The 23,122-nt window shown below is 70.0% G+C and carries 21 protein-coding genes; 13 read left to right on the forward strand and 8 right to left on the reverse strand.

Annotated features, from left to right (window positions below; genetic code table 11):
• Nucleotides 1-36 precede the first annotated feature (36 nt).
• The 9 genes from tkt to Amac_RS24300 all read left to right on the forward strand — a co-directional run bounded on the left by tkt (nucleotide 37) and on the right by Amac_RS24300 (nucleotide 10,027).
• The gene (gene tkt, locus Amac_RS24260; RefSeq protein ID WP_373869836.1) at nucleotides 37-2,070 is read left to right on the forward strand and encodes a transketolase; all 2,034 of its coding nucleotides are present in this window, start codon (nucleotides 37-39) and stop codon (nucleotides 2,068-2,070) included.
• A gap of 2 nt (nucleotides 2,071-2,072) precedes the next feature.
• Nucleotides 2,073-3,176, forward strand: a complete 1,104-nt coding sequence (gene tal, locus Amac_RS24265) for a transaldolase (RefSeq protein WP_155356687.1) — start codon at nucleotides 2,073-2,075, stop codon at nucleotides 3,174-3,176.
• 2 nt (nucleotides 3,177-3,178) lie between these two features.
• Nucleotides 3,179-4,792 (forward strand): phosphoglucose isomerase-related protein, encoded by a 1,614-nt coding sequence (locus Amac_RS24270; protein ID WP_155356688.1) that lies wholly within the window; start codon nucleotides 3,179-3,181, stop codon nucleotides 4,790-4,792.
• Nucleotides 4,793-4,795: 3 nt separating this feature from the next.
• Nucleotides 4,796-6,415: a glucose-6-phosphate dehydrogenase gene (gene zwf / locus Amac_RS24275; RefSeq protein WP_155356689.1), complete on the forward strand. Its 1,620-nt coding sequence runs from the start codon at nucleotides 4,796-4,798 to the stop codon at nucleotides 6,413-6,415.
• The gene (locus Amac_RS24280) at nucleotides 6,412-7,323 is read left to right on the forward strand and encodes a glucose-6-phosphate dehydrogenase assembly protein OpcA (RefSeq protein ID WP_155356690.1); all 912 of its coding nucleotides are present in this window, start codon (nucleotides 6,412-6,414) and stop codon (nucleotides 7,321-7,323) included. The genes zwf and Amac_RS24280 overlap by 4 nt, the downstream gene beginning before the upstream one ends.
• 62 nt (nucleotides 7,324-7,385) lie before the next feature.
• The gene (pgl, locus tag Amac_RS24285) at nucleotides 7,386-8,159 is read left to right on the forward strand and encodes a 6-phosphogluconolactonase (RefSeq protein WP_155356691.1); all 774 of its coding nucleotides are present in this window, start codon (nucleotides 7,386-7,388) and stop codon (nucleotides 8,157-8,159) included.
• Nucleotides 8,160-8,303: 144 nt separating this feature from the next.
• A complete protein-coding gene (locus Amac_RS24290; protein WP_246268644.1) occupies nucleotides 8,304-8,684 on the forward strand; it encodes a helix-turn-helix transcriptional regulator in 381 nt (126 codons plus the stop codon).
• Nucleotides 8,685-8,689: 5 nt separating this feature from the next.
• On the forward strand, nucleotides 8,690-9,106 hold the full coding sequence (locus Amac_RS24295; protein WP_155356693.1) for a VOC family protein: 417 nt from the start codon (nucleotides 8,690-8,692) through the stop codon (nucleotides 9,104-9,106).
• A gap of 168 nt (nucleotides 9,107-9,274) precedes the next feature.
• The gene (locus Amac_RS24300) at nucleotides 9,275-10,027 is read left to right on the forward strand and encodes a VOC family protein (protein ID WP_155356694.1); all 753 of its coding nucleotides are present in this window, start codon (nucleotides 9,275-9,277) and stop codon (nucleotides 10,025-10,027) included.
• A gap of 19 nt (nucleotides 10,028-10,046) precedes the next feature.
• Here the strand turns inward: Amac_RS24300 and Amac_RS24305 are convergent, their stop codons facing one another.
• The 5 genes from Amac_RS24305 to Amac_RS24325 are packed head-to-tail and all read right to left on the reverse strand — an operon-like array spanning nucleotide 10,047 to nucleotide 15,393.
• A complete protein-coding gene (locus Amac_RS24305) occupies nucleotides 10,047-10,256 on the reverse strand; it encodes a hypothetical protein (RefSeq protein WP_155356695.1) in 210 nt (69 codons plus the stop codon).
• A complete protein-coding gene (locus tag Amac_RS24310) occupies nucleotides 10,253-11,077 on the reverse strand; it encodes an FAD-dependent oxidoreductase (protein ID WP_218041251.1) in 825 nt (274 codons plus the stop codon). The genes Amac_RS24305 and Amac_RS24310 overlap by 4 nt, the downstream gene beginning before the upstream one ends.
• Nucleotides 11,070-12,485, reverse strand: a complete 1,416-nt coding sequence (locus Amac_RS24315) for an NAD(P)/FAD-dependent oxidoreductase (RefSeq protein WP_155356697.1) — start codon at nucleotides 12,483-12,485, stop codon at nucleotides 11,070-11,072. The genes Amac_RS24310 and Amac_RS24315 overlap by 8 nt, the downstream gene beginning before the upstream one ends.
• The gene (locus tag Amac_RS24320; protein WP_155356698.1) at nucleotides 12,482-13,957 is read right to left on the reverse strand and encodes an FGGY family carbohydrate kinase; all 1,476 of its coding nucleotides are present in this window, start codon (nucleotides 13,955-13,957) and stop codon (nucleotides 12,482-12,484) included. Before Amac_RS24320 ends, Amac_RS24315 begins: the two co-directional genes overlap by 4 nt.
• A complete protein-coding gene (locus Amac_RS24325) occupies nucleotides 13,954-15,393 on the reverse strand; it encodes an APC family permease (RefSeq protein ID WP_155356699.1) in 1,440 nt (479 codons plus the stop codon). The genes Amac_RS24320 and Amac_RS24325 overlap by 4 nt, the downstream gene beginning before the upstream one ends.
• 68 nt (nucleotides 15,394-15,461) lie before the next feature.
• On the opposite strand from Amac_RS24325, the gene Amac_RS24330 reads away from it, so the two are divergent.
• Together Amac_RS24330 and Amac_RS24335 are read left to right on the forward strand one after the other, a co-directional pair.
• On the forward strand, nucleotides 15,462-16,277 hold the full coding sequence (locus tag Amac_RS24330) for a DeoR/GlpR family DNA-binding transcription regulator (RefSeq protein WP_218041252.1): 816 nt from the start codon (nucleotides 15,462-15,464) through the stop codon (nucleotides 16,275-16,277).
• Nucleotides 16,278-16,454: 177 nt separating this feature from the next.
• Entirely contained in the window at nucleotides 16,455-18,530 is a 2,076-nt protein-coding gene (locus Amac_RS24335) for a hypothetical protein (protein WP_155356701.1), read from the forward strand.
• On the opposite strand, the gene Amac_RS24340 is transcribed toward Amac_RS24335, so the two are convergent.
• A complete protein-coding gene (locus Amac_RS24340) occupies nucleotides 18,517-18,984 on the reverse strand; it encodes a hypothetical protein (protein WP_155356702.1) in 468 nt (155 codons plus the stop codon). The two genes, Amac_RS24335 and Amac_RS24340, sit on opposite strands and share 14 nt — an antisense overlap.
• A gap of 174 nt (nucleotides 18,985-19,158) precedes the next feature.
• Between Amac_RS24340 and Amac_RS24345 the strand changes: the two genes are divergently transcribed.
• Nucleotides 19,159-19,368 (forward strand): hypothetical protein, encoded by a 210-nt coding sequence (locus Amac_RS24345; protein ID WP_155356703.1) that lies wholly within the window; start codon nucleotides 19,159-19,161, stop codon nucleotides 19,366-19,368.
• 58 nt (nucleotides 19,369-19,426) lie between these two features.
• On the opposite strand, the gene Amac_RS58480 is transcribed toward Amac_RS24345, so the two are convergent.
• Nucleotides 19,427-19,606 carry a hypothetical protein gene (locus tag Amac_RS58480; protein WP_155356704.1) on the reverse strand — a complete coding sequence of 60 codons (180 nt, stop codon included), beginning with the start codon at nucleotides 19,604-19,606 and terminating at the stop codon, nucleotides 19,427-19,429.
• A gap of 146 nt (nucleotides 19,607-19,752) precedes the next feature.
• Here Amac_RS58480 and Amac_RS24355 point away from each other — a divergent pair, with 146 nt between their 5' ends.
• Nucleotides 19,753-20,490, forward strand: coding sequence for a DUF72 domain-containing protein (locus Amac_RS24355; protein WP_155356705.1), 738 nt, complete (start codon nucleotides 19,753-19,755; stop codon nucleotides 20,488-20,490).
• Between the two features lie 2 nt (nucleotides 20,491-20,492).
• On the opposite strand, the gene Amac_RS24360 is transcribed toward Amac_RS24355, so the two are convergent.
• Nucleotides 20,493-22,724 (reverse strand): molybdopterin-dependent oxidoreductase, encoded by a 2,232-nt coding sequence (locus Amac_RS24360; protein ID WP_155356706.1) that lies wholly within the window; start codon nucleotides 22,722-22,724, stop codon nucleotides 20,493-20,495.
• Nucleotides 22,725-23,122 lie beyond the last annotated feature (398 nt).

The following is a 23,122-nucleotide window of genomic DNA, read 5'->3' on the forward strand; positions in this document are numbered from 1 at the left end:
GATCGGCGGACCGTCGACGTGGTGCGGGCCCTGGCGATGGACGCGGTGGAGAAGGCGGGTTCCGGCCATCCCGGCACCGCGATGAGCCTCGCCCCCGCCGCTTACCTTCTTTTCCAGAAGACCATGCGACATGACCCGTCCGACCCGACATGGGTGGGCAGGGATAGATTCGTCCTTTCGTGCGGGCATTCCAGCCTGACGCTCTATATACAGCTCTACTTGTCCGGGTACGGCTTGACGCTGGACGACCTGCGCGGCCTGCGCCAGTGGGACAGCCTCACCCCCGGCCACCCCGAGCACGGCCACACGGCCGGCGTCGAGACCACCACGGGCCCGCTCGGCCAGGGCATCGGCAACGCGGTCGGCATGGCCATGGCGGCCCGCCGCGAGCGCGGCCTGTTCGACCCGGCCGCCGAACCCGGCGCCTCCCCCTTCGACCACCACATCTGGTGCGTGGCCTCCGAGGGCGACATCGAGGAGGGCATCAGCCACGAGGTCAGCGCCCTGGCCGCGCACCAGCAGCTGGGCAACCTGACCGTGCTGTTCGACTCCAACCACATCTCGATCGAGGACGACACCACGATCGCCCTGTCCGAGGACGTGGTCGCCCGCTACGAGGCGTACGGCTGGCACACCCAGACGGTCGACTGGACCGAGACCGGGGAGTACGTGGAGAACGTCCACGCGCTCAACGAGGCCCTGGAGGCGGCCCGCGCCGAGACCGAGCGGCCCTCGTTCATCCGGCTGCGCACGATCATCGGCTGGCCCGCGCCGCACAAGCAGAACACCGGCAAGATCCACGGTTCCGCGCTGGGCGCCGACGAGGTGGCCGCCACCAAGCTGGTGCTGGGCATGGACCCGGAGCAGCACTTCGCGGTCCCGGACAACCTCCTGGAGCACGCCCGCCACGTGGTGGACCGGGGCAGGGCCGCGCACGCCGAATGGGAGAAGTCCTACCTGGAGTGGCGGGACGCCAACCCGGACCGGGCCGCCCTGTTCGACCGGATGGCCACCAGGACCCTGCCCGACGGCTGGTCCCTGGCGCTGCCGGGCTTCGAGGTGGGCTCCTCGATCTCGACCCGCAAGGCGTCCGGCGAGGTGCTGTCCGCGCTCGGCCCGGTCCTGCCCGAGCTCTGGGGCGGCTCCGCCGACCTGGCCGAATCCAACAACACGACGATGAAGGGCCAGCCGTCCTTCATCCCGGAGGAGTTCCAGACCAAGGAGTTCCCCGGCAACCCGTACGGCCGGACGCTGCACTTCGGCATCCGCGAGCACGGCATGGGCGCGATCCTCAACGGCATCGCCCTGCACGGCGGCACCCGGCCGTACGGCGGCACGTTCCTGGTGTTCAGCGACTACATGCGGCCAGCGGTCCGGCTGGCCGCGCTGATGAAGCTGCCGGTCACCTACGTGTGGACGCACGACTCGATCGGCCTCGGCGAGGACGGCCCGACCCACCAGCCGGTCGAGCAGCTGTGGGCGCTGCGCGCCATCCCCGGCCTGGACGTGGTCCGGCCGGCCGACGCCAACGAGACGGCCGCCGCCTGGCATGTCGTGCTGGAGCACAAGGACCGCCCGGCCGCGCTGGCGCTGACCCGGCAGAACCTGCCCGTCTACGAGGGCACCGGCGACGCCGCCAAGGTCGCCAAGGGCGGCTACATCCTGGCGGAGGCCTCCACCGGGCAGCCCGAGGTGCTGCTCATCGGCACCGGCAGCGAGGTGGAGCTGGCCGTGGAGGCGCGCGAGCTGCTGGAGGCGGAGGGCATTCCCACCCGGGTGGTGTCGATGCCGTGCGTGGAGTGGTTCCACGCGCAGGATCTGGCCTACCGGACGACCGTGCTGCCGCCGGCGGTGAAGGCGCGGGTCGCGGTCGAGGCGGGGATCGCGCTGGGCTGGCGGGAGTTCGTGGGAGACCATGGGAACGTGGTGAGCCTGGAGCACTTCGGCGCGTCCGCGCCGTACAAGACCCTGTATCAGCAGTTCGGCCTGACGGCCGAGCGTGTGGTGGCCGCGGCCAAGGGCAGTATCGCGAAGCTGGGCGGCGACCCCGGCGAGACGACGGGAAACTAGACATGAGCGAGAACCTCAACAAGCTGACCGGTTTCGGGGTGTCGATCTGGCTGGACGACATCAGCCGGGAGCGGCTCAAGAGCGGGAACCTGGCCGCGCTGATGCGCGACAAGCGCGTCACCGGCGTCACCTCCAACCCGACGATCTTCGCGGGCGCGCTGAGCAAGGGCGACGCCTACCAGACGCAGCTGCACGACCTGGCCATCCGCAAGGTCTCGGTGGACGAGGCGGTGCGGGCGATCACGACGTTCGACATCCGGTGGGCGGCCGACGTGCTGCGCCCGGTCTACGACGCGACCGGCGGCGTGGACGGGCGGGTCTCGATCGAGGTGGACCCCCGGCTGGCCAGGGACACCGCGGCGACGATCGCCGAGGCGCGGGCGCTGTGGTGGCTGGTGGACCGGCCCAACCTGTTCATCAAGATCCCGGCCACCGTGGAGGGGCTGCCCGCGATCACGGAAGCGCTCGCGGAGGGCATCAGCGTCAACGTCACGCTGATCTTCTCGCTGGAGCGGTACCGCGCGGTCATGGACGCCTGGCTGACCGGCCTGGAGCAGGCGCAGGCCAAGGGCATCCCGCTGGCCGGGATCGAGTCGGTGGCCTCGTTCTTCGTGAGCCGGGTGGACACCGAGGTGGACGCGCGGCTGGACAAGATCGGGACGCCGGAGGCGCTGGAGCTGAAGGGCAAGGCCGCGGTGGCCAACGCCCGCCTGGCGTACGCGGCCTTCGAGGAGGTCACCAACACGCCGCGCTGGCAGGCGCTGCGCGCGGCCGGAGCGCGGCCGCAGCGGCCGCTGTGGGCCTCCACCGGCACGAAGAACCCGGAATATCCGGACACGCTGTACGTGGACGAGCTGGTCACCGCCGGGACCGTGAACACGATGCCGGAGAAGACCCTCAACGCCGCCGCCGACCACGGCAAGATCTCCGGCGACACCATCCGGCCCTTCTACGAGCAGGCCTGGAACGCCATGGCCGCGCTCAAGGAGACCGGCATCGACTACGACGACGTGGTTCGCGTCCTGGAGGACGAGGGTGTCGAGAAGTTCGCGGCGTCCTGGCAGGAGCTGCTCAACACCGTCCAGGCCGAGCTGGGGAAGGCCTGATCATGACCGTTGAGGTGTTTCTGGGCGACGCCGCCGGCGCCGTCCAGAACGTGAAGGCCCAGCTGGTCGCGGACGGTGTCCCCGCGGCGCTCGCGGCCGGGGACGCCACGCTGTGGGGTCCGGACGCGCGGGCCGAGGCGGAGATCCGGCTCGGCTGGCTGACGCTGCCGCGGACCAGCAGGGAGCTGCTGCCGGAGATCGCCAAGCTGGTGGAGCGGGTGCGGGCCGAAGGGCTCGACCACGTGGTGCTGGCCGGGATGGGCGGCTCCTCGCTCGCCCCCGAGGTCATCTGCGCCACCGAGGACGTGCCGCTGACCGTGCTGGACACCACCGACCCCGGGCAGGTGCGGCGCGCCCTGAGCGACCGGCTCGATCACACGATCGTGGTCGTCTCCAGCAAGAGCGGCGGCACGGTCGAGACCGACAGCCACCGCCGGATCTACGAGCAGGCGTTCCGGGACGCCGGGATCGACCCGGCCGAGCGGATCGTGGTCGTCACCGACCCGGGCTCGCCGCTGGAGAAGGCCGCCGCCGAGGCCGGATACCAGGTGTTCCTGGCCGACCCCAACGTGGGCGGCCGCTACAGCGCGCTGAGCGCGTTCGGCCTGGTGCCGAGCGCGCTGGCGGGCGCGGACGTGGAGCGGCTGCTCGACGACGCGGCCGCCATCCAGGGCTCGCTGGCCCAGGACGAGGGCAACCCCGGCCTGGAGCTCGGCGCGCTGCTCGGCGCGATGGCGCTGGCCGGGAAGGACAAGCTGATCCTGCGCGACAGCCTGTCCGACATCAACGGCCTGCCCGACTGGATCGAGCAGCTGATCGCCGAATCCACCGGCAAGTCCGGCACGGGCATCCTGCCGGTGGTCGGCGCGGAGGCGGCCGAGGCGCAGGACCAGTTCGTGGTCAACATCGGCGCCGAGGGCGACATCCGGGTCGACGGCCCGCTGGGCGGGCAGTTCCTGGTCTGGGAGTACGCGACGGCGATCGCCGGGCGAGTCCTCGGCATCGACCCGTTCAACCAGCCGAACGTGGCCGAATCCAAGGAGAACACCGCCAAGATCCTGCAGTCGGCTCCGGAGATCGGCGCGCCCCTGCTGGTCGACGGCCCGGTCGAGGTGTACGGCGAGCTGCACGGCCACCCCAGGAACCTGGCCGACGCGCTGACCGCGCTGCTGCACGCGATCCCGTCCGAGGGGTACCTCGCGATCATGGCGTATCTGGACCGGGAGGCGGCCTTCGACGCGGCGGCGCTCGGCTCCGGCGACTTCGAGCAGACGGCCGAGGCCTGGGCCGCCGCCGACGTGGCCACGCTGCGGTCGCTGCTGGACTACCGGACCACGCACGCGGTCACCTTCGGGTGGGGGCCCCGGTTCCTGCACTCGACCGGGCAGTATCACAAGGGCGGGCCGCAGGTCGGGGTGTTCCTGCAGATCACCGGCGCGGTTTCCGACGATGTGGCGGTGCCGGGCAAGCCGTACACGCTGGGGCAGTTGCAACTGGCGCAGGCCCTGGGGGACATCGGGGCGCTACGGTCCCGTAACCGGCCTGCTCTACGGTTGCATCTGACCGATCGGGAGGCTGGGGTCGCCCATCTGCTCGCCGTCGCCGAGGAGCTCTGAGCAATGGCACGAAACACTGGGGGCAAAGCGGAGGCCGCGATCGCGGAAGAGGCGCACACGGCCGCGGCCGCAGTGGCGGCCACCGCCACCACCGCGGAGGCGTTCGAGAACAATCCGCTGCGTGACCCCCGGGACAAGCGGCTGCCGCGCGTCGCCGGGCCGTGCGTGCTGGTGCTGTTCGGGGTGACGGGGGACCTGGCCAAGCGCAAGCTGCTGCCCGCCATCTACGACCTGGGCAACCGGGGGCTGCTGCCGCCCGGGTTCTCGCTGGTCGGGTTCGCCCGGCGGGACTGGGCGCATGAGGACTTCGCGCAGGTCACGTACGAGGCGGTCAAGCAGTACGCGCGCACCCCCTTCCGGGACGAGGTCTGGAAGCAGATCTGCGAGGGCATCCACTTCTGCCCGGGCGAGTTCCACGACGAGGGCGCGTTCGACGTGCTCGCGATGATGCTCAAGGAGATCGACGAGACCCGCGGCACCGGCGGCAACTACGCCTTCTACCTGTCGGTCCCGCCGAAGTTCTTCCCGACCGTGGTCGAGCAGCTCAAGCGCACCGGCCTGGCCCAGGCCCCCGAGGGCTCCTGGCGCCGGGTCGTGATCGAGAAGCCGTTCGGGCACGACCTGAAGAGCGCGCAGGAGCTGAACGCGATCACCAGCGCGGTCTTCCCGGAGAGCTCGGTCTTCCGGATCGACCACTACCTGGGCAAGGAGACCGTCCAGAACATCCTGGCGCTCCGCTTCGCCAACACGCTGTACGAGCCGATCTGGAACCGGGGTTACGTCGACCACGTACAGATCACCATGGCCGAGGACATCGGGATCGGCAGCCGGGCCGGCTACTACGACGGCATCGGCGCGGCCAGGGACGTCATCCAGAACCACCTGCTCCAGCTGCTGGCGCTGGTCGCGATGGAGGATCCGACCTCCTTCGACGCCCACTCGCTGCGGCGGGAGAAGGAGAAGGTGCTCAAGGCGGTCCGGCTGCCCGACGATCTGGGCCTGGGCACCACCCGCGGCCAGTACACGGCGGGCTGGCAGGGCGGCGAGTCGGTCATCGGCTACCTGGAGGAACAGGGCATCCCCGCCGACTCCATGACCGACACCTACGCGGCGATCCGGCTGGAGGTGGCCAACCGGCGCTGGGCGGGCGTGCCGTTCTACCTGCGCGCGGGCAAGCGCCTCGGCCGCCGGGTGACCGAGGTGGCCGTGGTGTTCGAGCGGGCGCCGCACCTGCCGTTCAGCAAGGACGACACCGAGATCCTCGGGCAGAACGCGCTCGTCATCCGGGTTCAGCCGGATGAGGGCATCACCGTGCGGTTCGGGTCGAAGGTGCCGGGCACGGCCATGGAGGTCCGGGACGTGTCGATGGACTTCGCCTACGGCGAGTCGTTCATGGAAAGCTCGCCTGAGGCGTACGAGCGGCTGCTGCTGGACGTGCTGATCGGCGACCCACCGCTGTTCCCGCACCAGCGGGAGGTGGAGCTGTCCTGGGAGATCCTCGACCCGATCGAGGACTACTGGGCGACGCACGGCCGTCCCGAGGGTTACCCGGCCGGAACCTGGGGCCCCCCGTCGGCCGACGCCATGCTGGCCCGCGACGGACGTGTCTGGAGGCGGCTGTGACCAGCTTCAACCTGACCGACACCCAGGCGTCGAAGATCTCCTCGACGCTCACCAAGCTGCGTCACCAGATGGGCGCGCCCGCCGTGGGCATGGTGCTCACGCTGGTCGTGGTCTGCGACGAGGCCGGGCAGTACGACTCGGTCCGCGCCGCCACCGACGCGGCCCGCGAGCACCCGTCCAGGATCCTGGTGGTGATCGGGCGCGACCCGAACGAGCCCAACCGGCTCGACGCGGAACTGCGGGTCGGCGAGTCCTCCCCCGGCGAGGTCGTGCTCCTGCGCCTGTACGGCCAGCTGACCAAGCACGCCGAGTCGGTGATCAGCCCGCTGCTGCTGACCGACACGCCCGTGGTGGTCTGGTGGCCGGGCGCCAGCCCCGACGTCCCCGCCGAGGACAAGGTCGGCAAGCTGGCCAGCCGCCGCATCACCGACGCGCACGCGGCCAGGGACTCGGTGAAGGCGATCACCGGGCGGTCCGGCGGTTACGTGCCCGGCGACACCGACCTGGCGTGGACCCGGCTGACGACCTGGCGCTCGCTGCTGGCGGCGGCGTTCGACCAGAACGTCGGCAAGGTCAAGAAGGGCATCGTGGAGGCGTCCCGCGGCCACGCCAGCGCCGTCCTGCTGGCGTCGTGGTTGTCGGAACGCCTCGGGGCGCCCATCCAGGTGGGCGAATCCTCCGGTCCCGGCCTTACGGCGGTACGGCTGACGCTGGCCTCCGGCGGCGACCTGACCCTGACCCGGTCGGACGCCCGCCTGGCCACGCTGTCCCGCCCGGGCCAGCCGGACCGCCGGGTGGCGCTGGCCCGCCGCCCGACCTCGGAGCTCATCGCCGAGGAGCTCCGGCGCCTGGACCCCGATGAGATCTACGCCTCGGCGCTCCGCCATCTGGCCAACGGCACGAAGTGAACGTGCGGCCGGGTCTCACGGGACCCGGCCCTCGCCGTATTCGGGTAGCTAAGGAAGAACTCGTGAGTGGTCCGAACGTCCTCGTGCACCAGAACGCCGACGTGCTGGCGGAGGCGGTGGCCGCCAGGCTCATCACCCGCCTGGTGGACGTGCAGGCCGCCCGCGGCTCCGCCCACCTCGTCCTCACCGGCGGCACGCTCGGCATCGCCACCCTCGCCGCCGTGGCGGCCACCCCCGCCCGGGACGCGATCGACTGGCGAAACCTCGACCTGTGGTGGGGGGACGAACGTTTCCTGCCCGCCGGCGATCCGGAACGCAACGAAACCCAAGCCCGGGAGGCGTTGCTCGACCAGGTCGACCTGACCCCGTCCCGGATCCACCCGATGGCCCCCGCCGACTCCGGCCAGACCGCCGAGGAGGCCGCCGACTCCTACGCCGCCGAGCTCGCCAAAGCGGCCTACCCGGAGGACCACGGCCCCGTGCCGTCCTTCGACATCCTCTTGCTCGGCCTCGGCCCCGACACCCACGTCGCCTCCCTCTTCCCCGGCCACCCGGCCCTCTACGAGGAGGAACGCTCCGTGGTGGCCGTCCACCACTCCCCCAAACCCCCGCCCACCAGAATCTCCCTCACCTTCCCCGCCATCCAGGCCGCCCGCGAAGTCTGGGTCGTCGCCGCGGGCGCGGAAAAGGCCCGCGCCGTCCACCTGGCCCTCACCGCGGGCCGCCTCCAAGCCCCCGGCGCCGGAGCCCGCGGCCGCCAGCGCACCCTCTTCCTCCTCGACCGCACCGCCGCGGCCGAAATCCCCCCAGGCCTCGGCCGCATCGCGTCACCCTGACGCCCTCCGACTCAAGTGCGGCTCGTCCTCGGCGCTCTACGCTTTCGAGCAGCCAAGCCTCCACTGCGGCCGACACCGGCGCTGTGCGATGCTGGTCGCGTGACGCTGGAGGACCTCGTCCGGCTGCGCCGGGCCCGAGACACGATGGACCGCGACTACGCGAAACCGCTCGACGTTCCGGCGCTGGCGCGCGTCGCCGTCATGTCGCCGGGCCATTTCTCCCGCAGCTTCCGCGCCGCCTTCGGGGAGACGCCGTACAGCTACCTGATGACACGCCGGATCGAGCGGGCCAAGGCGCTGCTGCGGCGGGGTGACCTGTCGGTGACGGAGGTCTGCTTCGCGGTCGGATGTACCTCGCTGGGGTCATTCAGCTCGCGCTTCACCGAGCTGGTCGGCGAGAGCCCGAGCTCCTATCGGGCCCGCCGCCATGACGAGGGCGCCGCCATCCCCGCCTGCGTCGCCAAGATCTTCACGCGACCGGTCAGGAACGGAGAAGCGAAGCCCGCTGACCGGCCCGTATCGTGAAACGCATGGACATCAAGCTTTCAACGTGCTTCATCGCAGTCGACGACCACGACAAGGCGATCGCCTTCTACCGGGACGTTCTCGGCTTCGAGGTGCGCAACGACGTCGCGTTCGAGGGGATGCGCTGGGTGACCGTCGGAGCGCCGTCGCAGCCCGACGTGGACATCGTCCTCGAACCGCCCCTCGCGAACCCGAACGCCTCGCCCGCCGACAAGGAGGCCATGGCGGAACTGCTGGCGAAGGGCCAGCTGCGCGGCGTCATCTTCAAGACCGACGACTGCGACGCCACCTTCGAGCGCATCAGCGCCGCGGGCGCCGAGGTGCTGCAGGAGCCGATCGACCAGCCGTACGGCGTCCGCGACTGCGCCTTCCGCGATCCCGCCGGCAACATGCTGCGCTTCAACCAGCCCCGCAAGCGGTGAGCTCCGCTCCCACGAACCGGGCGCTTCATGGGGCGATTGCCTGTCGTTGATCCCTCCCGGACATCCGGGCCTCCGGAGTAAACCCTTCGACGAGATCGCGCAAAAGCAGGATTTTTCGGGGGTTCTGGGGCGTCGGAGCCATATAGGGCCACGCGAAGGAGGGGTGGTATGGCAGTGATCACGAAGTATCGGCCGGGGATGCCGTGCTGGGTGGATCTGTCGACGGTGAATGTCGATGAGTCGGTCGGGTTCTATGGGCAGATCTTCGGCTGGACCATCGAGTTCGACGAGATCGGCGGCTACGGGCAGTTCTACCGCCGGGACAAGTCCGTCGCGGGGATCGGCTCGACCATGGGCCCCGAATCGCCCACCCTGTGGAACATCTACATCGCCACCGATGACGCGGCGAAGAGCGTGGAGCTGGCCAGGGAAGCCGGGGCGAACATCGTGGCCGAGCCCATGGAGATCACGGGTGAGGGGACCGTGGCCGTCTTCCAGGATCCGACCGGCGCGTACGTGGGGGTCTGGCAGGCCGACCAGCACGAGGGCGCCGAGCTGATCAACGAGCCGGGTTCGGTCAACCTGTTCGAGCTGGTGACCAACGACGTGGAAGAGGCGAAGAGCTTCTACGGGAAGGTTTTCGGGTGGACTCCCGGAATCCCGGCGAAGCAGTACACGCCCATGTTGTCCGAGGGCAGCCCGGTCGCCGGGATGCTCGGCATCGACGACCGGTTCCCGGCCGAGATCCCGCCGCGCTGGCTCGTCTATTTCGGCACCGCCAACCTCGACGCCACCATCGACCAGGCGCTCGGCCTCGGCGGCAGAGTGCTGCTCGGCCCGGTCGACGTCCCCGGCACCGGCCGTTTCGCGGTCTTCGGCGACCCGATGAACGCGCCCTTCGCCGCCTGGCAGGCCGCCTGACCCCGCCGTGGGCATAGGGTCAGGCGCGGCGGCGGCGAGAGATCGCCAACGCCGCTACCAGCGCGGCCGCGCCGAGGGCGAGCCACGCCGCCTTGGGTACGTCCTCGAGTCCGACCTCGATCTCCGAGGGCCAGGCGCCCATATGTCCGTGGACGGTGATTCGGGACCCGTGTAGTCGGATCTTGTCGAAGGTGAAGGGGAATGTGCCTACCGGCGAAGAGACCTTCATGGGTGTCCGATCCGTAGGGTCGTCGGGACGTGGTCACGGGGAGCGCGTTGCTGGAGGGCCAGGGTGGCCGCCTGGATTCCCGCCTCGATCGGGGACCAGCCGGGTTCGTCGTCGGCCAGGTCCTGGGCGAAGATCACTCCCGGGCGGTCGAGCACGGCTCCGTCGACGTTGCGGTACGGGACATGGCCGTCGGCGAGCACGAGCGAGTCGCACGCCCGCGTCCAGGTGCGTTCGCCGTCGGAGACCTCGATCGACTGGATCCTGGGCATCCCCAGCGTGCGTACGACCCGGACACCGGGCAGGACCTCGGCGGCGGCCGGGAAGTCGAGCCAGGGCGAGCCGAGAACCGTGCACGCTCCGGCTCTGAGGGCTCCGACGGCGACCTCCCTGGCCCATCGCCCGGCACCGAGTATCACCACGTTCCGCCCAAGGATGACCCGTTGCGCCAACAGGTGGGCCGCGACGGTGGCCGGGATCACTCCCCCGGTGCGCGCGCCGTCCACCCGGGATTCCGCCCGGGTACGGGGACGATGACCGGTGGCGACGACCAGCGCGCGGGCCGGGTGGAGCCCGCCGGACTGGCCGACGGCCAGCAGCCGGTCCCCCTCCCACCGCACCGCCTGCGTCCCGGCGGCGAACTCGACGCCTCGCGCCTCCGCCTTGGCCCGCAGGTCGCTGTGCGCGCGATCCTCCCAATGTTCACCCCCGATGACGGGCAGCCGCTCGAACACGGTGACGCGCGCTTCCCGTCCGAGCGCCGCGGCGCAGGCCAGCCCGGCCAGGCCGGACCCGGCGACGACGATGTGCGCCGGTTCAGGCACCGCCGACCCCCCATTCCGAACCCGGCTCGCCCTGCGGGACGTTCCACGGTTCATATCCGTGCTGGACGGACAGGATGAATCCCACCCCGACCGAGCAGTAGGCGCCCTGGCAGCGTCCGGCCATGGCGCGGGTGCGTTTGCGTACGCCGTCGAGTGACCGGGCCGGCACGACGCCCGTGCAGGCCGCCTGGATCTCGGCGGCGGTCACGTGCTCGCACGCGCACACCACCGTCGAATTCGCGAGCGAGGCCGCGTCCGCGCTGGACAGCTCGGCCAGGCGGGGGACGCGCGGGAGCCGTACCCGCGAATCCAGGCGCGGGGTCAGCGGGACGCCGATGGATTCGAGCAGCGAGCAGACCAGATCGGCGACCGCCGGGGAGGACTGCACGCCGGTCGAGCGGATCCCGGTCGCGTGCACGAGGTTCGGGACCTGGGCGGACACCTCAATGCGGTAGGTACGGTCGGCCGCGGGGCGCAGGCCCGCGAAAACCTTGATGACGTGGTCGCGGGACAGGGCGGGGATCAGGTTGCCGGCCCGCCGCCAGATCCAGTCGAGCGTCTCCTCGTCGGTGGTCTTGTCGGTCTTGTCGGTTTCGTCGGTGGCGGTGGGCCCGACCAGGACCGTCCGGTTCGTGGTCGGCACCGCGAGCACGCCGCGGGTGTGCTCGGTCGGGATGGTCGTGAGGATCTTGGTGACCCGCTCCCCGACCGCCCGGTCGAGCAGGAGGAACATGCCCTTGCGCGGCCACATCTCAAACGATTCCGCCTTGGCGGCGCGGGCGATCACGTCGCCGTTGACTCCGGCCGCGTTGACGACCGCGCCGACCGCGAAGGTCTCCTTAGGGGTCACGACATGGGTGACGCGCCCGTCCCGATCGTGCAGGAAGCCGGTGGCCGGGGTCGAGCAGCGCAGGTCGACCCCGTTGGTGACGGCGAGCCGGGCCCGGCCGATGGTCAGCCGGATCGGGTCGACGACGGCCTCGCCGGGCACGTGCAGGGCGGCCAGCGCGTCCGGGGCCATCCCGGCGGCGGTTTCGCGGAGCCGCGCGCCGTCGAGCACCTCGAACCGGGCGCCCGCGTTGGCGGCCTGTTCGGCGAGTTTCTCCACTTTCGCGAGGTCGTCCTCGTCGAAGGCGAACGAGAGGGAGCCGACCCGCTCGAACGGGACGTCGAGGGCTTCGCAGGTCGATTCCCAGGTGTCACGGGAGGCCAGGACCAGGTCGGATTCGAGCGTTCCCGTGGGCATGTCGTAGCCGGTGCCCGCGATGCCGGAGTTGGCCTTGGACGCGCCTTCGGCCACGTCGTGGGCGGCTTCGAGCCACAGGACGCGCAACCGGCAGCGCGACAGCCGCGCCGCGATGGCGGAGCCGATCACTCCGGCCCCGATGATGGCGACGTCATGAGTCAACGGGAGACCTCGAGTTCACTGGGATCGATGCCGCGCGTCGCGGCGACGAAACGGCGCCAGCGGGCCCGGTGCTCCTCCCGCCAGGCGGCGTCGCGGCGCGGCGCGACCGGCGGGTGGAACGCGGCCCGGGCGGCGAGTCCGGGCAGGTCGAGTTCACCGGCCCCCATGGCGGCGAACCCGGCGACTCCGGCGGCGGTGCTGTCCCGGTTGACGGCCGGGAGGACCGCGCGCCCGCACAGGTCGGCCTGGAGCTGCAGCAGGGTGGCGCTGGCGCTCAGACCGCCGTCGACGCGCAGCGCCTCGGGCGGGTCCTGCTCCCGTTCGACGGCGTCGATCACATCGGCGACCCGGTTGGCCACCCCCTCGAGCACGGCGCGGGCGATGTCGGCGGGGGTGGTCGAGGCGCGCAGACCGGACAGCACGCCCGCCGCGCCGGGACGCCACCAGGGCGCGCCGATGCCGCTGAAACTCGGCAGGAACATGGTCCCCGGGTCCCCGCCGGCGGCCAGCGCGCTCACGGCGGCGGCGTCCGGGGCGAGGCCGAGCGAGACCAGCCAGTCGACCGCCGTCGCGGCCGTGAACACGCCGCCTTCGATGGCCCACGCCCTGGTCTGGCCCATCGACCAGGCGAATGTCGGCATCAGGCCGTTTCCGGGCCGCCGGGGTTTGGGTCCGGCGTTGGCTTCGATGAAGCAGCCGGTGCCGTACGTGACCTTGACGTCGCCAGCGCTGATGCCGCCGACGGCGGCCAGCGCGGCCTGCTGGTCGCAGGAACTCGCGTAGAGCGGCGCGCCGAGGCGCGTCGATATTGGCTCGCTGACGATCGTGTCCACGATGCGAGGGAGCGTGCGGATGTCTATCCCGTACGCCCCTGCGCAACCTTCGTCGAATTCGAGCGTGTCGAGATCCATCAGCTGGGTTCTGCTGCCGGTGGATGGATCTGTGATGAACTCGCCCCCGGTGAGGTGGTAGATGAAGAAACTGTCGAGCGTGCCCACCGCGAGATGCCCGGCCGCCTCTTGAACGCCGGGAAGGTTCCGCAGCATCCACGCGATCTTCCCCGCCGAGAAGTACGGATCCAGCGGCAGCCCGGTGCGTTCCTCCAGCTCGTCCTGCTGCGGCGTGCCCGCCATCGGCTCGACCACCTCGGTCGCCCGGCGATCTGACCAGAGGATCGCCGGAGACAGCGGCTCCCCCGTCCTGCGGTCGAACGCGATCACGCTCTCGCCCTGGTTCGCCAGCCCGATCCCGGCCAGCTCGGCGCCGCCCTCGACCCGCGCGAGGGCTTCGGCGACGGTGTCCTCGATGGCCGCGAGCAGCGCCAGGCCGTCCTGCTCGTCCCAGCCGGGACGCGGATGCGAGGTGGCCGATCGCCGCCGGGCCGAGGCCACGCAGCGGCCTTCCTCGTCGTAGAGCCCGGTGAAGGTGCTCGTGGTCCCCTGGTCGACGCCCGCGTAGACACGGATGCTCATTTCGCGCGTTCTCCTTCGTGAAGCAATCGCCGCGGAGCCGTGAACCGGAGAACGGCCCACCAGATCAGGCCACTCGCGAACACCCCGGCCGCGACCAGCGCCGGTTTGTGATTCTCCTCGCGGCCGATCACCAGGACCAGTATCAGCACGGTCCACGCGCACGCGCCCAGCGCCGCGGCCAGATCGAAGCGCCCCAGCGAGAAGGCTCCCGGCAGGACGGGGAAGCGTGATCTGCGGAACAGGTAGGCCACGCTGATCACGCCGTACACGCCGACGGGGATGAGCACGGAGGCGACGATGAGGTCGCTGAACGTGGTGAACCCGACGATGACCACGATCTCGATGAGCGTGGCGAGCATGATCGCGTTCGCGGGCGTGCCGGACGACTTCTGGACCCGGTGGAAGATCGAGCTGCCGGGGAAACGGTTGTCGCGGCTGATCGCCCAGATCAGTCGGCTGGCCACCATGGTCTGCAGCATGCTGTTGGCGAAGATCGCGATCGCGACGAAGACGATGAAGGTGTTGCCCAGCACCGAACCGAGCCGATCCTGGGCGATGTGCCCGACCGGGGAGGCGGCCGCGCCGATGGCGGCCCAGTCGCCCTGCCCGGCCACGGTGATGCCGATGAGGAACAGCAGGCCCATGAGGGCCGCCGCGACCGACGCCCGGATGATGCCGAGCGGCACCGCGCGCTGCGGGTTCTGGGTCTCGTCCGCCAGCGCCGCGGCGGAGTCGAAGCCGGTGAAGGTGAAGGCGCCGAGCACGACCGTGCCGGCGAAGGGTCCGAACAGCGCCCAGTAGCCGGTCGCGTCCACCGGGGAGGTCGAGGTCAGGTTGTGCACGCCCTCGCCGCCTCCGGAGGCCAGCCCGACGGCGACGAGAACGATCCCGAAAGCGGCGACCGACACCAGTTCGGTCCACACCGCCAGGTTGTTCACGCGGACGGTCATCCTGGTCGAGGCGATCATGAGCGCGGCCTGCACGACCGTGATGCCGATGACGACCAGGGTCAGCGCCGCCGTGTCCAGGGTCACCAGGAACATCTGGGCGACCGCGTTGGCGAGCACGACGTTCACGGCCACGGCGGTGATGAGGCCGTACCCGAGGAAGGCCCAGCCGAGGATCCAGCCGAGCGAGGGGTTGGTGAGGCGGCTCATCCACTGGTAGGACAGGCCCGAGATGGGGATGCGCCCGGCGAGCGCCGCGATGACCAGCGCGATCAGCAGCTGGCCCGCGCAGACGATCGGCCAGGACCAGATGCCGCGCGGACCCGCGCCGTTGATGACGAGTCCGTAGGTTGCGAAAATGCCCGTTGACACGGAGATGAAGGAGAAGACGATCGCGAAACTGGAAAACGACTTCAGGACCCGCTTGAGCTCCGGCTGGTAGCCGAAGCCTGCGAGCACGCTGTCGTCCTGCTGCAGTGGCTGGCCCATCGCGTGACCTCCGCGAAGTAGGATCAATGCGACAGATTGAATCAGCTTCAATCACGAGAGACAACGCTTTGAGCGAAGATGAGCGATCGACTGGGGTTCGATCGACGGCGGAGCGCCGCGCCGAAGAGCGCTACGCGCACGTATTGGACCTGCTCGCGCGGCAGGAGACCGCGTCGCTGGACGAGATCCAGGCGGTCACCGCCGCCAGCCCGGCCACCGTGCGCCGCGACCTCGCGGCCCTGGAAGGCCAGGGCCTGATCCGGCGCACCCGGGGCGGCGCGTCCCTGGTCCCCGTCGCCAGCACCCTGGACGAGACGTTCACCCTCCGCCGCCGCCGCAACGCCCGCAACAAGGGCATGATCGCCGTCGCGACGGCCGGGCTGATCCCCACCGGCTCGGCCCTGTTCATCAACGACGGCAGCACGACATTCGCGCTCTGCGAGGAACTCGCCAGCCAGGGCGACCCCCTCTGGGTGGCCACCACCGCCCTGAACGTCGCCGAACGCCTGGCCGGCGTCGGCGTCTTCGAGGTGATCGTCATCGGCGGCACCCTGCGCGGCTCGTCCTTCGCCACCAGCGGCCCGATGGCCACCGCCGCCCTCGACCAGTTCACCGCCGACTTCGCCGTGATCGGCTGCGACGGCCTCGACCTCGAATCCGGAGTCCGCTGGAACAGCCTCGTCGACGCGGAGGTCGCCCAGGTCATGGTCCGCCGCGCCACCCGCACCATCGTCGTCGCCGACTCCAGCAAATTCGACCACCGCGCCCGAGTAGGCACCCTCAACTGGGACGCCGTAGACGATTTGGTGACCGACTCCATCACCGCCGAATGGTCCAAACACCTCGAATCAGCGAGCGTCCGCGTCACCCTCGCGTCCGAGTAGATCTCAGGCGGCTTCGTCGTCTGCGGTCTTCCTGGAATCAGCCGAGGGCGGCGTCACCGCGATATGCCCCGCCGGTCTCGCCCTCGCCTCCCTGCTCGGGCGGTGGAGTGCCAGCGTTCCAGGCCAATCTGGTGCTGAACCCTCACGTCGTCCGCGGATGTCGCTGATGATGGGGGCATGACAGAGAGTCCCTCTGTACCACCGGGGACCGGGCCGCTCTCGCCCGAGTTCGCCGGGATCGATCCGGTGTTGATGGACGGATTCATCACCGAGTTGGAGCGGGCCGGTCAGGTCATCGCCGAGCAGGTGGAGAGCATTCGCCGGGAGCTGGCCTCCGTTGACCTGCCGGCCGCGGGGCTGGCGCCGATCCGGGAGATCGGCGGCTGGGTCGAGCAGCAGGTCCCCCGGTTGCGGCAGCGGTTGGCGGCCATCACCGCTCCGGTGCCCGACATCCCCGCCCCCGCGCCCGCCGTCGCCACACCCGCGACGGCGCTTGCCGCTGCGGTGTCGGCGGTCACTGCGGCGGTCGGCCCAGGTCTGCGGCCCTACCGAGAGGACGCGCTGCTGCCCCCGGCCGAGGCGCAGCGGCTGGGCGAGGCGCTGGGCGAGCGGTTCGCCGCCATCGATCCCGAGGAATTCCGTTTCACCGGCCCGTACGCCTCCGCCCGGCTGGCCGCGGTGTTTCAGGAACTGGAGGCGTATCAGGGTGACCCGGTTTTTACCGCCGCGTTCTTCGCCGCCATCGGCCCGGGCGGGATGCGCCAGATCGTGCCGGCGTTGCGGCGTCTGCACGGGCAGGAGCCACAGGACGCGGAGCGGGTTGCCGCGCTGGCTTTCGCGACCGCGGTCAGCGGCGGCGCGCACGTGCCCGGGTTCGCTGCGGCGGTCAAAGCGGTGGAGGAGGTAGAGGCGGGGGACGACGAGGGCATGCGGATGCTCTCGGCTCTGTTCGGCCATGGCGACTACCCGGATGTGTGGCTGGCCGAGCGCGTCGCGCCCCTGCTGGTCGGCGGTGTGCCTTCGGCGGCGTTGCTGAACGCGCTGGCCAACAATCCGGCCGCGGCCCGTTTGGCGATCACCCCGGCGGTCCGCTTCAGCCCTCGCCCGGCCCTGCCGCCCTTAAAGGCGCCTCCCTTGGGGGGACTCCCCATGACCGGGGACGTCCGGCCCGGCCTGGCCGCCTTCCTGAAGGGGCTCAACGAGCGGACTAGAGGGTTTCCGGAGCAATCGAAGGCTTTCGGGCGGTTGCTGGCGGCCGCTACCGGCGTCTACGACGAGCAGGACGGCAAGCACAGCCGGGAAGCGGCCGTGTTCGCCTACGCGGTGATGACCGGGGCCGATGAGTGGCGGTTGAACGACGCGACCCGGGTTCACCTCGCGGAGATCGCGGCCTCGTACGCCACCGAGATCACCCTGGGCGCCAATCTCAATGACGCCGACTTGGCCAAGGACAGCGCCATGCAGGTCGCCCCCGGCTGGTTCGAATGGACTCCGCTCCCGCAAGTACGTGGCTCCTTCCGGCTGAGCCCCGAGGACACCTTCCGCTTCATGACCGCCTTCGCCGGTAACGCCGAAGCGCGGTTCCGGTTCGGCGTGGGCATGGATGAGTTTCTCCAGAGGACTCTTTCCCAGCCGCTGAACACCGTGAAGAACAGCGGAAACACTATTCCGCTCACCAGCTTGTTTCTGGCCCTGGGCAACGTCCGGGGCACCGAGCTTGCGGCTGCCGTCCGTGTGCTCCAGCCTGAGGACGAACGTGCCGAGAGTGCCGAGAATGCTGAGAGCTTCGTTGCGGGGGCTACCCTGGCGGTTCTCGGGCTGGTCAGTCCTTTCACCGCCATCCCCGTGACGTGGACCGCGTTGTCCACCGGGGTTTCCGCCTACTACACCTACGGCCGGGAGCCGGAGGAGAAGGTGAAGGAACTCCGGGAGTCGGCCGATACGGTCGCGTTGGGACGCCGCCATGAGATGGCTCTGCTCCTCATGAAGCAGGGGTTCGCTCCTCAGACGCCTCCAGCCGGGATCATCGCCGACTCAAACGGCAACCTTCGCCCGTTCGACGAAATCCTCCAAAAGGGCACCGAGGGGATGCGGGCTTTCGACCAATGGATGGTTGACAACGGCCTGGGGAAAGGCAATCCGCTTTCTCTGGGAGAGCTTGCCGCACAGACGGCCGACCGCTATATCGGTGGCCATGATAACGCCTATAGTCGTGGAAAGATTTATGGGAACACGGAGCTCATGACCGACTGAGGCACTGGGTCTCCCCCTGTGCGGAGTACTGGCCGTTCCTTGTGGAATTCAGCAGGATGACGGTCTTCGTGGGCTCGTTCACCATACGGACGGTCGCGCCTGAGCTATCAGCGATGTGGTAATCGGCGACTCGGCCCATAGCGCCTATCATGGTCATGTTCAGAATGTAGGGTGTTTGCTCCGGACTGATATCCAGACCGGTGGCGGCGAAGGTGCGCTTGGCTTTGCCGTCCCCGCAGGGAATGTCCTTACCTCCAGGGTCGATGACCTGGATGTTCCGGGCCCTTAACTCGTCGAAAAGCTTGAGGACGTGTGCCTTGAGCGTCTCGCCCGCCTCGGCCGCCGTCGGTTCCTTCTCATTGCCGATCGCGGCCACGGCGATCACCGCGACCAGAACGGCCGCCAGGATCGTCGCGCCGAGCCGCAGCGGAAGGGTTCGGCTGGAACGGGGCATTGGATATCCTCCAAAGAGCTGGCCGCCTGAGCGCACCATCTCATATCGTCCGGGAGACCGCGCAAGCCGTTCCGAGGAGAAAGGGGGAAAGGTATGGCCCCCGAACCACAGGATATGGCACTCAATCCTCGTAGAGGGGAATTGCAGCGAGTACTGGCTGAGGTGCGCGTGCAGGTGGCGCAGTTGGAGGTGGCCATGGACCGCGCGCACGCGGCGTTCACCGGTAAGGCGGTCTGGGCAGGTCCGGTGGCGCGGGACTTCACCGAGGAGCTGACCGGGCGCAGAACGCGGCTGCGGGTGCTCGCTCAGCGGATCGTCGAGGAACTGGAGAACGAGCTGCGGGGCACGCCGGAGAGGGTGGCGCGATCCTCAGCCGCGGGGTGAGGGCTGTCGGATACTGCGGCCGGACCTGTGACCGACGCTCCTCGCCGATCGTGGCGGATCAATGGCAGGAGGGCGAGGCGTTCGGCACGCCGTACCGCGCGTAGCGGGTGATCTCGACGACGACATCGCCCTTGTCCGCAGAGATCGGCCTACGGGCAGTCATTACGCGCCGCCAGGCGGAAACGTCGAACCCGACGAAGATCCCCAGGACGCCGTGCTGCACCCCATCACCGAACAAGTTGCAATCGGCGCCGCTTAGCACCTCGACGATTCACCACGGTCCCGGCACCGCAGCGTGTGGGCCCGAGAACGGTTTCGTGTATCGCGGGCCCGGTGGGTGTCCCACCTGAGTCGTGTCGGCTGACCTCGGGATATGGTTGTTTTGTGTTGGTTGGAACGTCAGGCTGGCAGTACGCGGACTGGCGGGGGGTTCTCTATCCGCCCGGCCTCGCGCAGAAGCGGTGGCTGGAGCGGTATGGCGAGTGCTTTCAGACGGTGGAGAACAACGGGACCTTCTACCGGCTGGCGGGACGGGAGACCTTCGAGAGCTGGCGGGAGCGTACGCCGGACGACTTCGTGATGGCGATCAAGGCGAGTCGTTATCTCACGCATGTCAGGCGGCTCGCGGATCCGAAGGAACCGGTCGAGCATCTTCTGGCCGCGGCCGACGGGCTGGGCGGCAAGCTCGGGCCGGTTCTGCTGCAGCTTCCGCCGACGCTGCACGCCGAGCCGATGGCCCTGGCCGACTGCCTGAGCTGCTTCCCCTCGGGGGTACGTGTCGCCGTGGAGCCACGTCATCCCTCCTGGTGGACCGACGAGACCCGGGACGTGCTCGAATCGAATGCCGCCTCCCTGTGCTGGAGTGATCGGCTCGGCCGCCCTCAGACCCCTCTGTGGCGTACCGCCGATTGGGGTTATCTCCGCTTCCACGAGGGAGGATCGGCCAACTACCCGTCGTACGGGGACGCCGCCTTCCGCTCGTGGCTGACCCGCTTCGACGGGCTCGACGACGCCTACGTCTACTTCAACAACGACCTGACCGGCGCGGCCGTCCGCGACGCCGTGCGCTTCGCGCGGCTGGCCCGGAATCGTGGACACATGGTGAGCAGAACCGAGCTGTGATCTCACATCTTCTCTACCCGGGCGGGGACGTGTTTGTGCCACGGGGTTCCGGCGTGCGGGTCGCGGGCGGCTGAGGCGGTGAGTTCGTTGGGGGCGGCTCCGGTGGTGGCGGGAGTGCCGGGGTAGGTGAGGCCGAGGCCGTTGGGAAGGGAGATGTGGCCGGGTAGCAGGGTTTCGGTGATTTCGATGGGGACCTGCACGGTGCCCTGGCGGGTGGTGACGCGGGCGGGGGAACCGTTGACGAGGCCCAGGGTGGCGGCGTCGGCGGGGTTGATGCGGAGGCTGCCGGAGGGGTCGCGTCTGCGCCAGGCGGGGTCGCGGAAGATGGTGTTGGCGGTGAAGGCGCGGCGTTCGCCGGCGGACAGGACGAAGGGGTAGTCGGGGTCGTACGGAGGGCCGTCGCCGAGGGATTCGATCTCGGCGAGGAGGTCGGGGAGGGCCAGGTGGATCCTGCCGTCGGGGGTGCCGACGCGGGTCAGGCCGTCACCGGGCTCGTCCAGGGTGAACACGATCCCGGAAGGGCTGGCGAGGATGGCGTCGAACAGGTTGTCGCCGAGGGCCAGGCCTTCGCCGTCGATTCCGGCTCGGCGGACGGCGGCGGGGTGGGCCAGGGCGACCTTGTGGGCGAGCGCCCAGAGGGAGGCGGCCGCGGCGGCGCCGCCGGGGAGGGCCGGGCCGAGGGTCCGGTAAAGGATGACGGGCGCGATTTTGGCCACGGCGGGGTCGGCGAGCGCGTTCAGGAAGGCGGCGGCGAAGGCGGGGCGGCCTTCGGCCAGGGCCTCGCGCAAGGGCGTGACGTCGGGGACGGCGTCGATGGCTTCGCAGAGGCGGGCGTGGATCTCCGGTTCGGGGAGCAGGTCGGAGCCGGGCGGCGGATCGAGGACGGGACGGCGCAGGTGGAAGTAGTTGGCGGGCGTCTCCAGGTTGAAGAACGTGGCCTCCCACTTCTCGAACTGGGAGGGCGCCGGGAGGACGTAGTCGGCCAGGCGGGCGGTCTCCGTCATGGCGACGTCGATGACGACCAGCAGGTCGAGGGCGTTGAGCGCCTCGCGCATACGACGGGAGTCGGCCAGCGAGTGCGCGGGGTTGGCGGTCTCGACGAGCATGGCGCGGTAACGTCTCGGATCCTCGGTGAGAATCTCGTCTGCGATGACATTACAGGGGACCAGGCCGGAGATGATCCGGGCGCCCGCCACGGGGCTGAATCGGTCCGGGCGTGACCCCCAGTGCGTGAACGTCACCAAAGGGGCGAACAGGATCGGCGGGTTGTTAGTACCGGGGCGGCCGAAGTTGCCGGTCAGCGCCCAGATCAGCGTGTCGAGGTAGCTGTTGACGGTGGAATGCAGGGTCATCTGCACGCCGAGGTCCTCGTGCACGGCCACCGAGCCGGCGGCGGCGACGCGGCGGGCGGTTCGCCGGATCAGGGCCTCGTCCACTCCGGCGACGTCGGCGTACCGGCCGATAGGGACGCGGCCGAGCACGTCGCGCACCTCGTCCAGGCCGGTGGTGTGGGCGGCGAGCCAGTCGTGCGGCAGCAGGTCCTCCTGGACCAGGGTGGCGGTGAGCGCGGCCAGCAGCCAGGCGTCGGTGCCGGGTTTGGGGCGCAGGTGGATGTCGGCCAGTTCGGCGGTCTCGGTGCGGCGGGGATCGATGACGATCAGGCAGCGGTCCGGATCGCGGGCGATCTCGCGCAGGGCCGGGCGGGCGCGCGGGATGCCGTGCGACTGCCAGGGGTTCTTGCCGATGAACAGCGCGACCTCGCAGTGGTCGAAGTCGCCGGTGGCGACGTTGCCGAGCATGCGGTCGCCGACCCAGAACTGGCCGGTCTTCTCCTGGGCGAGGGCGTTGGATCGGTAGCGGGCGCCGAGGGCGCGCATGAACGACCCGGCGTAGGAGCCGCCGAGGTGGTTGCCCTGCCCGCCGCCGCCGTAATAGAAGATCGTCTCGCCGCCGTGGGCGTCGCGGGTGGCGGCGAAGGCAGCGGCGACCTCGCGGATCGCGGTGTCCCAGTCGATCTTCTCGAAGCCGCCGTCGGGGCGGCGGCGGAGCGGGTGGGTCAGCCGGTCGGCGCCGTTCTGGTAGTGGTCGAGCCGGAGCGGCTTCTCGCAGGTGTAGCCCTGCGAGGACGGATGCGCCTTGTCACCGCGTATGCGGTCGAATCTCCGGCCGTCCAGCTTGATCTCGATGCCGCAGTTGCAGGCGCACAACACGCAGGCCGTCGAATGCCACTCCATGCTCGCCTCCTGAGTTCACAAGATGAACCCAGACTACCGAACAAACCTCTACTTGTCCCAGCCCGCCGATCCCTTTCCTGTACGGCTTGCGCCGGCCCGCGAGCCCAATTCCGATTCCGCGGCCGCGCCGGGCACCACGCGAAGTGCGCATCCCTCACACACAGCGCCCCCACAGCGCCCCCACAGCGCCCCCGCAGCGCTTTCGCATGAATCCCTCGCCCCCGGCAGGGGACAGCACTGACACGCCACGAAGGACAACGCCACATTGCTGACAATTCGTACATGAGTGAATACGAAGAGTTGAGAATCGAACGTGTGAGCGATATTATGAAGAAGGTCGACCGGCCGATCCAAGACAGGAGGTGGTCCGCGGTGATGACTGATCATCCTGGCTGTTC

This window comes from Acrocarpospora macrocephala, assembly GCF_009687865.1.
In the GTDB taxonomy this organism is placed as follows: domain Bacteria; phylum Actinomycetota; class Actinomycetes; order Streptosporangiales; family Streptosporangiaceae; genus Acrocarpospora; species Acrocarpospora macrocephala.